General features: G+C 60.4%; 12 protein-coding genes. 3 read left to right on the top strand and 9 right to left on the bottom strand.

The annotated features are described in order from the left end of the window. Positions 1–24: 24 nt before the first annotated feature. The 7 genes from rutG to rutA are packed head-to-tail and all read right to left on the bottom strand — an operon-like array spanning position 25 to position 5,453. Positions 25–1,341 carry a pyrimidine utilization transport protein G gene (gene rutG, locus HV355_RS22175; protein WP_182403469.1) on the bottom strand — a complete coding sequence of 439 codons (1,317 nt, stop codon included), beginning with the start codon at positions 1,339–1,341 and terminating at the stop codon, positions 25–27. Between the two features lie 21 nt (positions 1,342–1,362). Then, positions 1,363–1,857 carry an NADH-dependent FMN reductase RutF gene (rutF, locus tag HV355_RS22170; protein WP_023327078.1) on the bottom strand — a complete coding sequence of 165 codons (495 nt, stop codon included), beginning with the start codon at positions 1,855–1,857 and terminating at the stop codon, positions 1,363–1,365. A 9-nt stretch (positions 1,858–1,866) separates the two neighbouring features. Continuing rightward, positions 1,867–2,457, bottom strand: coding sequence for a malonic semialdehyde reductase (locus HV355_RS22165; protein WP_182403467.1), 591 nt, complete (start codon positions 2,455–2,457; stop codon positions 1,867–1,869). 9 nt (positions 2,458–2,466) lie between these two features. Further along, positions 2,467–3,267 carry a pyrimidine utilization protein D gene (gene rutD / locus HV355_RS22160; protein ID WP_182403465.1) on the bottom strand — a complete coding sequence of 267 codons (801 nt, stop codon included), beginning with the start codon at positions 3,265–3,267 and terminating at the stop codon, positions 2,467–2,469. A 7-nt stretch (positions 3,268–3,274) separates the two neighbouring features. Beyond that, complete coding sequence (rutC, locus tag HV355_RS22155; protein WP_182403463.1) at positions 3,275–3,661, bottom strand: pyrimidine utilization protein C; 387 nt, start codon at positions 3,659–3,661, stop codon at positions 3,275–3,277. Positions 3,662–3,672: 11 nt separating this feature from the next. Next, positions 3,673–4,362, bottom strand: coding sequence for a pyrimidine utilization protein B (rutB, locus tag HV355_RS22150; protein ID WP_182403461.1), 690 nt, complete (start codon positions 4,360–4,362; stop codon positions 3,673–3,675). Beyond that, positions 4,362–5,453 carry a pyrimidine utilization protein A gene (gene rutA, locus HV355_RS22145; RefSeq protein ID WP_182403459.1) on the bottom strand — a complete coding sequence of 364 codons (1,092 nt, stop codon included), beginning with the start codon at positions 5,451–5,453 and terminating at the stop codon, positions 4,362–4,364. Before rutA ends, rutB begins: the two co-directional genes overlap by 1 nt. 244 nt (positions 5,454–5,697) lie before the next feature. On the opposite strand from rutA, the gene rutR reads away from it, so the two are divergent. Then, positions 5,698–6,336 carry an HTH-type transcriptional regulator RutR gene (gene rutR / locus HV355_RS22140; RefSeq protein ID WP_010429525.1) on the top strand — a complete coding sequence of 213 codons (639 nt, stop codon included), beginning with the start codon at positions 5,698–5,700 and terminating at the stop codon, positions 6,334–6,336. A 53-nt stretch (positions 6,337–6,389) separates the two neighbouring features. On the opposite strand, the gene HV355_RS22135 is transcribed toward rutR, so the two are convergent. After that, entirely contained in the window at positions 6,390–6,782 is a 393-nt protein-coding gene (locus tag HV355_RS22135; protein ID WP_182403456.1) for a lysozyme inhibitor LprI family protein, read from the bottom strand. A gap of 51 nt (positions 6,783–6,833) precedes the next feature. Next, positions 6,834–10,796 carry a trifunctional transcriptional regulator/proline dehydrogenase/L-glutamate gamma-semialdehyde dehydrogenase gene (gene putA, locus HV355_RS22130; RefSeq protein ID WP_182403454.1) on the bottom strand — a complete coding sequence of 1,321 codons (3,963 nt, stop codon included), beginning with the start codon at positions 10,794–10,796 and terminating at the stop codon, positions 6,834–6,836. A gap of 422 nt (positions 10,797–11,218) precedes the next feature. Here putA and putP point away from each other — a divergent pair, with 422 nt between their 5' ends. Both putP and HV355_RS22120 read left to right on the top strand, forming a co-directional pair. Next, a complete protein-coding gene (gene putP, locus HV355_RS22125; RefSeq protein ID WP_089600232.1) occupies positions 11,219–12,727 on the top strand; it encodes a sodium/proline symporter PutP in 1,509 nt (502 codons plus the stop codon). Positions 12,728–12,843: 116 nt separating this feature from the next. After that, on the top strand, positions 12,844–13,263 hold the full coding sequence (locus HV355_RS22120) for a DUF3574 domain-containing protein (protein WP_182403452.1): 420 nt from the start codon (positions 12,844–12,846) through the stop codon (positions 13,261–13,263). The last annotated feature ends 32 nt before the right edge of the window (positions 13,264–13,295 follow it).

Here is a 13,295-nt window from a genome sequence, read left to right as displayed (position 1 = left end):
TAGCGTCACCCGGCTATTTCAGGTTCAGGGGGTGATGGCTTCCGCTTGCGCTTCATCCCCTTTGCGGCGGCTCAGCAGGGCATTAAGCAGGATCGCGCCAAAGGTCGCCGTGCCAATCCCGCCAATCGTAAACCCGCCCAGCGTCAGGGCGAAGTCGCCTGCGCCCAGCACCAGCGTGACCGCCACCATAATCAGGTTGCTGTTCTGGCTGAGATCGACACGGTGCTGCACCCAGATGCGCGCCCCGGCCACGGCGATCAGCCCAAACACCACAATCGATGCCCCGCCGATGACCGGTGACGGAATAGTATGGATCAGCGCGCCGAACTTCGGTGAGAACCCGAGCAGTATCGCCATCACCGCCGCTGCGACGAAGACCAGCGTGGAGTAGACTTTGGTGACCGCCATCACACCGATGTTTTCGGCATAGGTGGTGACGCCGCTGCCGCCCACGGAACCGGAGAGCATGGTCGCCAGCCCGTCACCGACGAACGCGCGCCCCATGTACGGATCCATACTGTGCCCGGTCATTCCGGCGACCGCTTTCAGGTGACCTAAGTTCTCCGCCACCAGGATCACCGCCACCGGTGCGATAAGCATCATCGCCTGAGCGTCAAAGGTGGGTGAGGTCACCTGCGGCAGGCCGAACCAGGCAGCCTGGTGCAGCAGCGTAAAATCAACCGGTTTGCCCAGGCCAAAAACGTTCGCCAGCAGGGCGTAGACCAGACAGGCGACAATCAGCCCAACCAGGATAAGCAGACGCTGGATCATGCCCCGCGTAAACACCGCCACCACGCCGATGCACAGCACCGTGATCACCGCCATCCAGCTTTCAAACGGCGAGGCGGAGACGCTTCTGACCGCAATCGGAGCGAGGTTCAGGCCAATCGCCATCACCACGGCACCCGTCACGACGGGGGGCATCATTCGCTCTATCCAGCGCGTGCCGATTTTCATCACCACCAGACCAATCAGGGTGTACACCAGGCCGCAGGCGATGATGCCGCCGAGGGCCACGCTCAGGTTGGGGTTGATCCCCTGGCCGTTAAACCCGGTGGTGGCGATAACCACCCCGACAAAGGCGGCGCTGGAGCCGAGATAGCTGGGCACGCGCCCGCCGGTGACGAAAAAGAACAGCAGCGTGCCGATACCCGACATCAAAATAGAGAGGTTGGGATCGAGTCCCATCAGCATCGGCATCAGCACCGTCGCGCCAAACATGGCTACCGCGTGCTGCACGCCCATCACCATCGTCTGCCCGAGCGGGAGGCGTTCATCCGGCGCGACCACGCCTGCTTCTGTGGAGGTCGATTTCAACTGCCAGTGGGGAAATCCGAACATGGTCTGTCTCCTTAAAGCGGGTTAACAGGCGGGTCGCATCAGCGCGTGGTAGCCGCGGTCAAACCACACCAGCCCTTGCGGCGCGGGGTGGCGGATAATCGAAACAATGTCGCAAAACAGAATGTCGTGGGTACCGACGCTGACCACCTGGCTGATGCGGCAGTCAAACGAGGCCAGCGCATCCTCCAGGCGCGGGCAGCCCGTGTCGCCCGTCTGCCAGCGGGCGGCGGCAAAGCGTTCTTCCATTGGCGTTTTGCCGCCAAAGAGGTTTGAGAGCGGCTCCTGTCCGGCGCTCAGGGTATTCACGCAAAGGGTGCGGTTTTCGCTAAACGTTGGCCAGACGGACGCCCCGCGGTTCAGGCATACCAGCAGGGTGGGCGGTGAATCTGTGACGCTGCACACCGCACTGGCGGTGAAGCCTGCCATCCCCGCCGGGCCGTCGGTGGTGATGATATTGACCGCCGCGCCGACGCAGGCCATGGCGTCGCGAAAGGTTTGTTTATCCGGTGTCGTCATAATCGCTCCTTACGCCAGCCCGCAGGCATCGTCGAAGTCCAGACGCGGCAGGCGTCCGTACAGTTTGCGGGTGTCGCCGTAGCCAATGTTGATCAGCAGATTGCTTTTAAGCGTGGTGCCGGTGAAAAAGGCCTCGTCGACCTTTTGCCGGTCAAAGCCCGACATCGGGCCGGTGTCCAGCCCCAGGGCGCGACAGGCGAAAATCAGGTACGCGGCCTGCATTGAGCTGTTGCGAAAGGCGGTCTCTTCCGCCAGCGCGGGGCTGGTGGTAAACCAGCTCTTTGCATCGCCGTGCGGAAATAGCTCGGGCAGGCGCTCGTAGAATTCACCGTCCCAGGCGACAATGGCTGTGACCGGGGCGGTGAGCGTTTTCTCGAGGTTACCGCTGGAGAGCGCCGGGCGCAGCTTCTCTTTTCCCTCTGCGCTTCGCACAAACACAATTCGCGCCGGGGAGCAGTTGGCGGACGTTGGCCCCCATTTCATCAGGTCGTAGATTTCGCGCAGCGTTTCGTCGCTGACAGGCATATCCAGCCAGCCGTTATGGGTGCGGGCGCCGGTGAACAGCGTTTCCAGCGCGGCGGGGGTAATGGCTTCGCTCATTAAAGCTCCTTATAAAACGGGTTCAGGACTGTGCAGCAGGCTGGCAAGCCCGTTCAGCAGCAGGGTGTTGAAGGTGTCCGGCTCGGTGACGTTGCAGGCATGCCCGCCCTGGCGCATCACCACGCTGTGGCTGTGTGGGATCGCCGCCTGCAGCTCGGACGAGCAAACAGCGGGCACCAGCATGTCGTCGGTGGAACAGATAATGTGTACCGGGCAGCGAATGCGCGCGGTATGGCGGCGGAAGTCGGCCTTTTTCAGGGCGCTGAGCCTGCGCAGCAGATTGGTTTTACCCTGGAAATGGGCCAGCGCCAGCGCTTCTTCTGCCTCCAGGCGAGGCGCGCGGGCGGCCATCCAGTCTGCCGGGTAGAGAAACAGCGGCTGCGCCTCGACCCAGGCCTGCGCGCCGCCGGAATGCAGCAGACGTTCGCGAACGTCAAAACAGCGGCGGGTATGGGCATTGAGGGTGAGCCAACCGTTAATACACACCAGCGAAGAAACCGCGTCGGGTTTATCGATCGCCAGCTGCAGGCCGACCAGCGCCCCCAGCGCGTGACCCACGACGCTGTAGCGTAAGATCCCGGCATCCGTAAGCGCCTGAGCCAGTTCATCGGCCATCTGCGCCAGGCTATAGCCTTCAGGAAGGGTATCCGGGTTATTACCCGTCCCTCGCTGGTCATAGCACACCACCTGATACTCCTTTTCCAGCGCGGCGAACTGGGGCAGCCAGTAGCTGCCGCTGCCCCCAAGTCCGGCAATCAGCACGACCACGGGCGCGCCCTCGAACGGGGGCGGCGAGACGGAGAGTTTCATGGCAGCCTCACTTCGCGATGTGCGCAACGGTGGCGATTTCAACCAGCGCCTCTGGCTTCACCAGCCCGCACTGAATGCAGAACCGCGCCGGTTTATCACTGGGGAAGAACTCGGCGTAAATCTCGTTAATCGCGGCGTAGTTTTTCCAGTCGGTGATAAAGATGCTGTTGAAGGTCACATCCTCCATCGTGCCACCCGCCGTTTCGATCACGGTTTTGATCGTCTCCAGCACGTGGCGGGTTTGCGCCTTTGGGTCGTTGATAAACACCACGTTGTTGTCTTTATCAAACGGCAGCGTGCCGGAGACATACACCACGCCGTCGGCGAGGGTGCCGGGGACAAACGGGGCAATGGGCGTGCTGGTGCCCGGCGGAATAATCACGGATTTTGGCATCTGGTGTCTCCTCAGGCGATACGGGCGAGCGGGGGAGTCAGGGCGTCGCAGAAATCATTGACGTTACTGACCCAGCCAAAAAAGGTTTCGATATTGAACAGGGCCGCTTTCTGGACGAATTCCGGCCCGGCCTGGTGGGTCGCGTCTTCCAGCACCACGCCGAAATACTCGAGGAAAAAGCCGTCGCGCAGGGTCGACTCCACGCAGACATTGGTGGCGATCCCGGTGAACACCAGATGGCGAATGCCCCGGCTGCGCAGCAGGCTGTCGAGCGGGGTGTTGAAAAAGCCGCTGTAGCGCGGTTTCGGCAGGACGATATCGCCCGCCTGCGGGACCAGCTCATCCACCAGCTGATAGTCCCAGCCGCCTTTCGCCAGCAGCTTGCCCTGCAGTTCGGGCCGTTTACGCATGGTTTTCAGGGCGTTCGACTTGTGGAAGTTGGGCGAGCCGGGGCCGCCGGCCTCGACGTACTGGTCATCCCAGCCGTTCTGGAACCAGATGATGAGCATCCCCGCAGCGCGCGCGGCGGCGACGGCGGTTTTGATGTTCGCGATCACCGGCTGCGTGGTGGAGACGTCGAACCCCGCCAGGTCCAGATAGCCGCCCTGGCTGGCGTAGGCGTTTTGCATATCCACTACGATCAGCGCGCTCTGCTCCGGCGCAAAGGTGATGGCTTCCGGGCGTGCGTTGAGGGTCGTCATTACGCCACCTCCTTCGTGACGGCAGGGATGTGGGCGCGGCACTGCATCAGCGGCTGGATGCGCTCGCCGAAGGTCTCCACGCCGGTCAGGAAATCATCGAAGGTCAGCAGGACGCCTTCCGCGCCGGGGACGGCCGCCACTTCGTCGAGCATTTTGGCGACGCTGGCATAAGAGCCGACCAGGGTGCCCATGTTGATATTCACCGCAGAGGTGGGGTCGGCCATCTGGCGCACGTTGGTATCCGCCCCGGAGCGGGTATCCTTCTGGCTCTGCTCGGTGAGCCAGCTCAGGGCCTCCTCGTCGGCACCGTCTTTATAGCGCTCCCATTTCGCGCGCGCGGCGTCGTCGGTTTCGTCGGCGATGACCATAAACAGCACGTAGGAGCCTACGTCGCGCCCGGTCTTGTCGGCGGCCTCTTTCATTCGCGCGGCAGTCGGGGCGAAGGCGGCAGGCGTGTTCACGCCTTTACCGAAGCAGAAATTGAAGTCGGCGTATTTGGCGGAGAATTCCATCCCCGCGTCGCTCTGCCCGGCGCAAATCACCTTCATCGGCACCGACGGCTGCGGGCTGACGCGACAGTCGTTCATGGTAAAGAAGTCACCCTTGAAATCGCTTTTGCCTGTACCCCACAGATCGCGCAGCACCTGCACGTATTCGGTCAGGTAGTCGTAGCGACGCGAGAAGTAGTCGTCACCCGGCCAGAGCCCCATCTGCTCGTATTCGGGTTTTTGCCAGCCGGTGACCAGGTTGACGCCAAAGCGCCCGCCGGAGATGGAGTCGATGGTGGAGGCCATGCGCGCTACGATCGCTGGCGGTAAGGTGAGGGTGGCGGCGGTGGCGTAGATTTGGATCCGCGAGGTGACCGCGGCCAGCCCGGCCATCAGGGTAAAGGACTCCAGATTGTGATCCCAGAATTCGGTTTTGCCGCCAAAGCCGCGCAGCTTGATCATCGAAAGCGCAAAGTCGAAATGGTAGTGCTCCGCTTTCTGCACGATGGCTTTATTCAGCTCAAAGGTCGGCATGTATTGCGGTGCGGTGGTCGAGATAAGCCAGCCGTTGTTGCCGATGGGTACAAATACGCCAATTTTCATCACGAACCTCTCTTCATTACGTCGCAGGTGTAAGGATGTTTTGCAAAGGGAATGCCAGTTTTGAAAATGACAGTGTTATTAATGTGTTAACCAGAAGTTGGTGGATTGATGCGTCTAAATGTGGACTAAATGGTCAAAAACATTGCACAGAAAACAGGCATTCATGCGCGATCGGAGTGCAGGATATCGTGGCGAGACGGGGGTTTTGCTATGCTGAGGGCAACGCAGAATAAGGAGAGCGGGAATGACACAAGGCGCAGTGAAAACACCGGGTAAACGTTCGCAGGCGGTGAGTGCGAAAAAGCAGGCCATTCTGAGCGCGGCGCTGGATACGTTTTCGCAATTTGGCATCCACGGCACGCGCCTGGAGCAGGTGGCGGAGCAGTCCGGGGTATCCAAAACCAATCTGCTCTACTACTACCCGTCAAAGGAGGCGCTCTATATTGCGGTGATGCAGCAGATCCTCGATATCTGGCTGGCGCCGCTGAAAGCGTTCCGCGCAGAGCTGGCCCCGCTGGTGGCGATCAAGGAGTATATTCGCCTGAAGCTGGAGGTGTCGCGCGATTACCCGCAGGCATCAAGGCTATTCTGTCTTGAGATGCTGCAGGGCGCGCCGCTGTTGCAGGCGGAGCTCACCGGAGATTTAAAGCAGCTGGTGGACGATAAATCAGCCATTATCGCCGGATGGGTCGCCAGCGGAAAGTTGGCCCCGGTCGATCCGCATCATCTGATCTTTATGATTTGGGCCTCCACCCAGCATTACGCTGATTTTGCGGCCCAGGTTGAAGCAGTGACCGGCAAAACGCTTCAGGACGAGGCGTTTTTCCAGAGTACGCTGGATAACGTGCAGCGGATGATTATCGAAGGGATCCGTGTGCGCTAGTTTCCCTCACCCTAACCCTCTCCCACAGGGAGAGGGAATAGTTCCGTGCCTTGTCAGCCCGGAGGGAGAGGGCAGCTTAAGTCGCCCTCTTCACATTGCATCAGCGAGGCCAGAAACGCTTCGCGCTCCACGGTTTTTTCCGCCAGGCACTGGTTAACAATCATTGGCTGGACGCTTCCGCCTTCCGTACCCGAACCGATAAACGCGCAGTCTGCATCACGCAGGGTAATCCACGCCTGCTGCGCTTTTTTCAGCAGGTCGCGCTGGGGGGCTGCCGCGCGTTTGATAGCGGCCTGATAGGTCTGGTTGAGCTTTTTATCGGCAGCCTGGTACTGCTGCGCGCTACAGGTATTCAGCTCAAGCTGGGTGGTCGCTTTGTCGCACTCGTCGGCCAGCGCGCTGGCGCTCATTAGCAGTGCTGCGCCTGTGATAAGAAATCGTTTCATATACTCCCCAATGAAATAAGGCTCCGTCTCCGGAGCCTTATTAGCACAGCGTTAGCCGATTGTCATCAGGCTGGCGTTACCTCCCGCCGCCGCGGTGTTGACGCTGAGCGAGCGCTCCACGTACAGACGCTCCAGCAGCAGGTTGGTTTCCCCGCGCGCAAAGCCCTGCACGGAAATGATGGCACCGCTGCGGGCCGCAACCTGCTCGCACAGTTCGCGCAGCTGGTCGGAATCACCGTGGTAGATCACCGCATCAAACGGCTGCGTCAGCAGCGCATCGGCCTTCGCAAAGCGAATGCGGGCCGAGACCGCTTTCGGCAGCTGTTTGGCGAGATCGCGATGCAGCGCATCTTCCGGCCACAGCACTTCACACCCGGTTGCCATTGCGGCAGCCAGCTGCACCAGCGCGTCCTGCTCGTTATCGGCCACGCACAGTACGCGCTCACGCGGCATCAACGTCCAGGTGTTGCGCTCGCCGGTTGGACCCGGCAGCAGACGCTGGGTGCCCGACTGCGCCAGTTCGCCGTACTGCCGGGCGACGGCACGCAGTTCAGGACGTTTTTCCGCCCAGGCGATCAGCGCCTCCAGCGGCTGGGTCAGCACGGTTTTCACCTGCGTATCCACCGGATAGTGTGCGTCCTGACGCGCCAGGGTCACGCCCAGGGCGTTCTCCGGACGGTTAGCGAGCAGACGGTACAGGTAGAGCGGGCCACCCGCTTTCGGACCGGTGCCGGAGAGACCTTCACCGCCGAACGGCTGCACGCCTACGACCGCGCCAACCATGTTGCGGTTGACGTACAGGTTGCCGACTTTGGCATTGCCGGTGACCTGCGCAATGGTTTCGTCGATACGGGTATGCACGCCGAGCGTCAGGCCGTAGCCGGAGGCGTTGATCTGCTCAACCAGCTCGTTCAGGTTGTTACGGTTGTAGCGCACCACGTGCAGTACCGGACCGAAGACCTCTTTTTTCAGCTCGTCGAAGCTGGCCAGCTCAATCAGCGTTGGCGGCACAAAGGTGCCGGTCCGCCATTCGCGGGCATCTTCGCTGTTCTCGCGCACAGCCTGGAACACCGGACGGCCTTTCGCGCGCATGGTCTGAATGTGGTTTTCGATATTGGCTTTGGCTTCCGCGTCGATCACCGGCCCGATGTCGGTGGTGAGACGGCCCGGGTTGCCCATGCGGCATTCGGCCATCGCGCCGCGCAGCATTTTCAGCGTGTGATCCGCGACGTCGTCCTGCAGGCACAGCACGCGCAGGGCGGAGCAGCGCTGACCGGCGCTGTCGAACGCGGAGGCCAGCACGTCGACCACCACCTGCTCGGTGAGCGCGGAGGAGTCAACGATCATGGCGTTCATCCCGCCGGTTTCCGCGATGAGCGGCGTAGGACGCCCCTGGGCATCCAGACGGGTGGCAATGTTACGCTGCAGCAGGGACGCCACTTCGGTCGAGCCGGTAAACATCACGCCGCGCACGCGGTTATCGGAGGTCAGCTTGGCGCCGACGGTTTCACCGCGGCCCGGCAGTAGCTGAACCACGCCCGCAGGCACGCCGGCTTCCAGAAGAATGTTGATGCCCTGTGCGGCAATCAGCGGGGTCTGCTCTGCCGGTTTAGCCAGCACGCTGTTGCCTGCGGCAAGCGCGGCGGCTATCTGGCCGGTGAAGATCGCCAGCGGGAAGTTCCATGGGCTGATACAGACGACCGGACCCAGCGGACGGTGGGTTTCGTTATCGAAATCATCGCGTACCTGACCGGCGTAGTAGTGCAGGAAATCGACGGCCTCGCGCACTTCGGCAATCGCGTTGCTGAAGGTTTTACCCGCTTCGCGCACCAGAATGCCGATGAGCGACTGCATCTGATCTTCCATCAGCACCGCGGCGCGTTCCAGAATGGCGGCACGCTCCTGCGGCGGCGTTGCGAACCAGATTGGCGCGTTATTCACCGCGCTGTCCAGCGCCTGGTCAACTTCCGCTTCGGTGGCTTCACGCACGTAGCCGACGATATCTTTTGGCTCAGCCGGGTTAATGACCGGCTGCATTTCGCCGTCAGCAACGGACTGTTCCAGGATCGGCTTCGCCTGCCATTTCTGCAAGGCGCTGTTGAGCAGGGCAGAGGAGAGCGACGCCAGACGATGTTCGTTGGCGAGATCCAGACCCGCTGAGTTGACGCGGCCTGCGCCATACAGCTCGCGCGGCAGGGCAATCTTCGGATGCGGCAGGCCAATCTGGCCTTCCTGCGCCGCCATCTTCTCTACGGCCTGCACCGGATCGGCAACCAGCTCGTCCAGCGGCAGAGTGGTGTCGGCGATGCGGTTAACGAAGGAGGTGTTCGCGCCGTTTTCCAGCAGACGACGCACCAGGTATGCCAGCAGGGTTTCGTGGGTTCCCACCGGGGCATAGATGCGGCACGGGCGGTTCAGCTTGCCATCCGCCACTTTACCGGTGACCTGCTCGTACAGCGGTTCACCCATGCCGTGCAGGCACTGGAACTCGTACTGGCCCGGATAGTAGTTCTGTCCCGCCAGGCTGTAGATTGCCGCCAGGGTGTGGGCGTTATGGGTAGCGAACTGCGGATAGATCAGGTTCGGCACGCCGAGCAGCTTTTTCGCACAGGCGAGGTAAGAGACGTCGGTGTAAACCTTGCGGGTATAGACCGGGTAGCCTTCCAGACCTTCCATCTGGGCGCGTTTGATTTCGCTGTCCCAGTAGGCGCCTTTCACCAGACGGATCATCAGGCGACGGCGGCTGCGGCTTGCCAGGTCAATCAGGTAATCAATGACGAACGGGCAGCGCTTCTGGTAAGCCTGGATAACGAAGCCGATGCCGTTCCAGCCTGCCAGCTCCGGCTCGAAGCACAGTTTTTCCAGCAGATCGAGGGAGATCTCCAGGCGGTCGGCCTCTTCGGCGTCGATGTTAATGCCGATGTCATACTGGCGCGCCAGCAGGGTCAGGGACTTCAGGCGCGGGTAAAGCTCTTCCATCACCCGGTCGTACTGCGCGCGGCTGTAGCGCGGGTGCAGGGCAGAGAGCTTAATGGAGATGCCCGGGCCTTCGTAAATACCGCGACCGTTGGACGCTTTACCGATGGCGTGGATCGCCTGCTGGTAAGAGACCATGTAGGCCTGCGCGTCGGCAGCGGTTAGCGCCGCTTCGCCCAGCATGTCGTAGGAGTAGCGGAAACCTTTATCTTCCAGCTTGCGGGCGTTCGCCAGCGCTTCGGCAATGGTTTCCCCGGTGACGAACTGCTCGCCCATCAGGCGCATCGCCATGTCCACGCCTTTGCGGATCAGCGGCTCGCCGCTCTTACCGATAATGCGGTTCAGGGAGCGGGAGAGGTTGGCTTCGTTATGGGTGGAGACCAGTTTGCCGGTAAACAGCAGGCCCCAGGTCGCGGCGTTGACAAACAGCGACGGGCTGCGGCCAATGTGGGAATGCCAGTTGCCGTTGCTGATCTTGTCGCGGATGAGCGCGTCGCGGGTGGCTTTATCCGGAATACGCAGCAGCGCTTCCGCCAGGCACATCAGCGCCACGCCTTCCTGTGAAGAGAGGGAAAACTCCTGCAGCAGACCCTGAACCATCCCGGCGCGGCCGGTGGCGGTTTTCTGGTTGCGCAGCTTGTCGGCTAACTGATACGCCAGGCTGTGCGCCTGTGCGGCAATGGCTTCCGGCAGACGAGCTTGCTCCAGCAGCATCGGCACGGCGTCGGTTTCGGCGCGGCGGTAGGCGCCGGTAATGGCGGCACGGCTGACGGACTGCGGCAGGATCTGCTCGGCGAATTCGAGGAACGGCTGATGGTTCTCGTCGCCAGCGGCTGGCGCTTCCTCGCTTTCGTTCGCTGCACCGGCCAGCAGGGCAGGCAGTTCCGGCAGACCTTCATCGCTCTCGAGTCTTTCGAGATAGTTAAAAATCGCCTGCTTAATTAACCAGTGCGGCGTGCGGTCAATGCGGGTTGCTGCGGTCTTAATCCGTTCGCGGGTGGCGTCATCCAGCTTAACCCCCATGGTGGTCATACCCATGCCAAAGCTCCTGTTGTTCTTTCATCGTGTTTGGTCGTTAGCGTGAAATATCCCCCATGTTGCAACTTTGTGCAACCGTGTTAAATGTGACCTGGTTTGCAACCCGGAAAATGAATGGATTGTTAACGAATGGTTAGCTGGAAAAACGCACTGGCTTTTGGGCGGGAAGCCTGTTTTTATGCGGGAGTTAACACTTTTAAAAGGTGCAACCCGTAAAAGCGTGAGCGAGTGCAACCTATAGGAAACTCGTATCAAACCAGGGATGAAATTGATGTAAATGCAGTGTTAAATCGTTTGTCAGCGGGATGCGCATACGGCAGGATAGCGCGCCCAACAGAAACACAAGATACATTCACCTCGTTCCGGTGATCATATAACAAGGCAGCCCGGATGGTTGTCGCTCGACATTTTGGAGAATTTGAATGGCTATTAGCACACCGATGCTGGTGACATTTCTCGTTTATATATTTGGCATGATCCTGATAGGGTTTTTGGCATGGCGTTCAACAAAGAACTTTGACGACTACATTCTGGGCGGACGCAGTTTAGGCCCGATGGTGACCGCGCTCTCTGCGGGCGCTTCCGACATGAGCGGCTGGCTGTTGATGGGCCTGCCGGGCGCGATTTTCATCTCCGGTATCTCTGAAAGCTGGATCGCCATCGGTCTGACCGTCGGCGCGTGGATCAACTGGAAGCTGGTGGCAGGCCGTCTGCGCGTGCATACTGAGGCCAACAATAACGCCCTGACGCTGCCGGATTACTTCACCGGACGCTTTGAAGATAACAGCCGCGTTCTGCGCATTATCTCCGCGGTGGTTATTCTGTTGTTCTTCACCATCTACTGTGCCTCCGGCATCGTGGCCGGCGCGCGCCTGTTCGAAAGCACCTTCGGCATGAGCTATGAAACCGCTCTGTGGGCCGGTGCTGCGGCGACCATCCTCTATACCTTTGTGGGCGGGTTCCTGGCCGTGAGCTGGACCGACACCGTGCAGGCGAGCCTGATGATCTTCGCCCTGATCCTGACCCCGGTGATTGTGATTTTCACCGTTGGCGGCTTTGGCGAATCGCTGGAAGTGATCAAGCAGAAGAGCATTGAAAACGTCGACATGCTGAAAGGGCTGAACTTCGTGGCCATCGTCTCCCTGATGGGCTGGGGCCTGGGCTACTTCGGTCAGCCGCATATTCTGGCGCGCTTTATGGCGGCGGACTCTCACCACACCATCGTTCATGCCCGTCGCATCAGCATGACATGGATGATCCTGTGTCTGGCAGGGGCGTGTGCGGTCGGCTTCTTCGGTATCGCGTACTTCAACAACAACCCGGCGCAGGCGGGCGCGGTGAACCAGAACGCCGAACGCGTGTTCATCGAGCTGGCGCAGATTCTGTTTAACCCGTGGATTGCCGGTATTCTGCTCTCGGCGATCCTGGCGGCGGTGATGTCCACCCTGAGCTGCCAGCTGCTGGTCTGCTCCAGTGCGATCACCGAAGACCTCTACAAAGCCTTCCTGCGTAAAAACGCGAGCCAGAAAGAGCTGGTCTGGGTAGGGCGCTTTATGGTGCTGGTGGTGGCGCTGATTGCCATCGCGCTGGCGGCTAACCCGAATAACCGCGTGCTGGGTCTGGTGAGCTATGCCTGGGCGGGCTTCGGTGCTGCGTTTGGTCCGGTCGTGCTGTTCTCCGTGCTGTGGTCACGTATGACCCGTAACGGCGCGCTGGCGGGGATGATTATCGGTGCGGTGACCGTTATCGTCTGGAAACAGTTCGCGTGGCTGGGCCTGTACGAAATCATTCCGGGTTTCATCTTCGGCAGCATCGGCATCGTGGTGTTCAGCCTGCTGGGTAAAGCCCCGTCTGCTTCTATGCAGAAACGCTTTGCTGAAGCCGACGCGCATTACCACACTGCGCCGCCTTCTAAGCTTCAGGCAGAATAATTTTTCTCGCTGCACAATGCAGGCCGGGTGAGCGCAAGCGCACCCGGCTTTTTTCTTGCCAAAATCCGTAATTTCCTGTGATATCCATGTACTTATAACAATGAGGATAGCGAAGCATGACAATCAAAACAGGGGTAATGGCAGCGGCATTATTGATGCTGGCGGGCTGCACGGTGCCATCGCAGCACGCGGCGGTAGAGACCTGCAAAGCGGATAGCCAGATGCAGCAAACCACGCTCTATTTCGGCTTAAATCGTCCTGCCGGGGCGCAGATTACCGGCAACGAATGGCAGCAGTTTGTTGACCAGGACGTCACGCCGCGTTTTCGCGATGGCTTAACGGTGTTTGATGCGCGCGGGCAGTGGCTGGGGAACGACGGGAAAGTGGCGCGTGAGCCGAGCAAGGCATTGATGCTGATCCACGGTAAAGATGCGCAGAGCGAAAACAACATCGAAGCGTTACGCGGGATTTATAAATCACGCTTCGCGCAGGAGTCGGTGATGCGTGTCGATCAGCCGGTGTGCGTGCAGTTCTAATAAAAACGGCGGGATAACCCGCCGTTGTTGTA

Source organism: Enterobacter sp. RHBSTW-01064, assembly GCF_014103035.1.
In the GTDB taxonomy this organism is placed as follows: Bacteria; Pseudomonadota; Gammaproteobacteria; order Enterobacterales; family Enterobacteriaceae; genus Enterobacter; species Enterobacter mori.
Note: the sequence above shows the minus strand (reverse complement) of the source record. Positions and strands in the feature narration are given on the sequence as shown.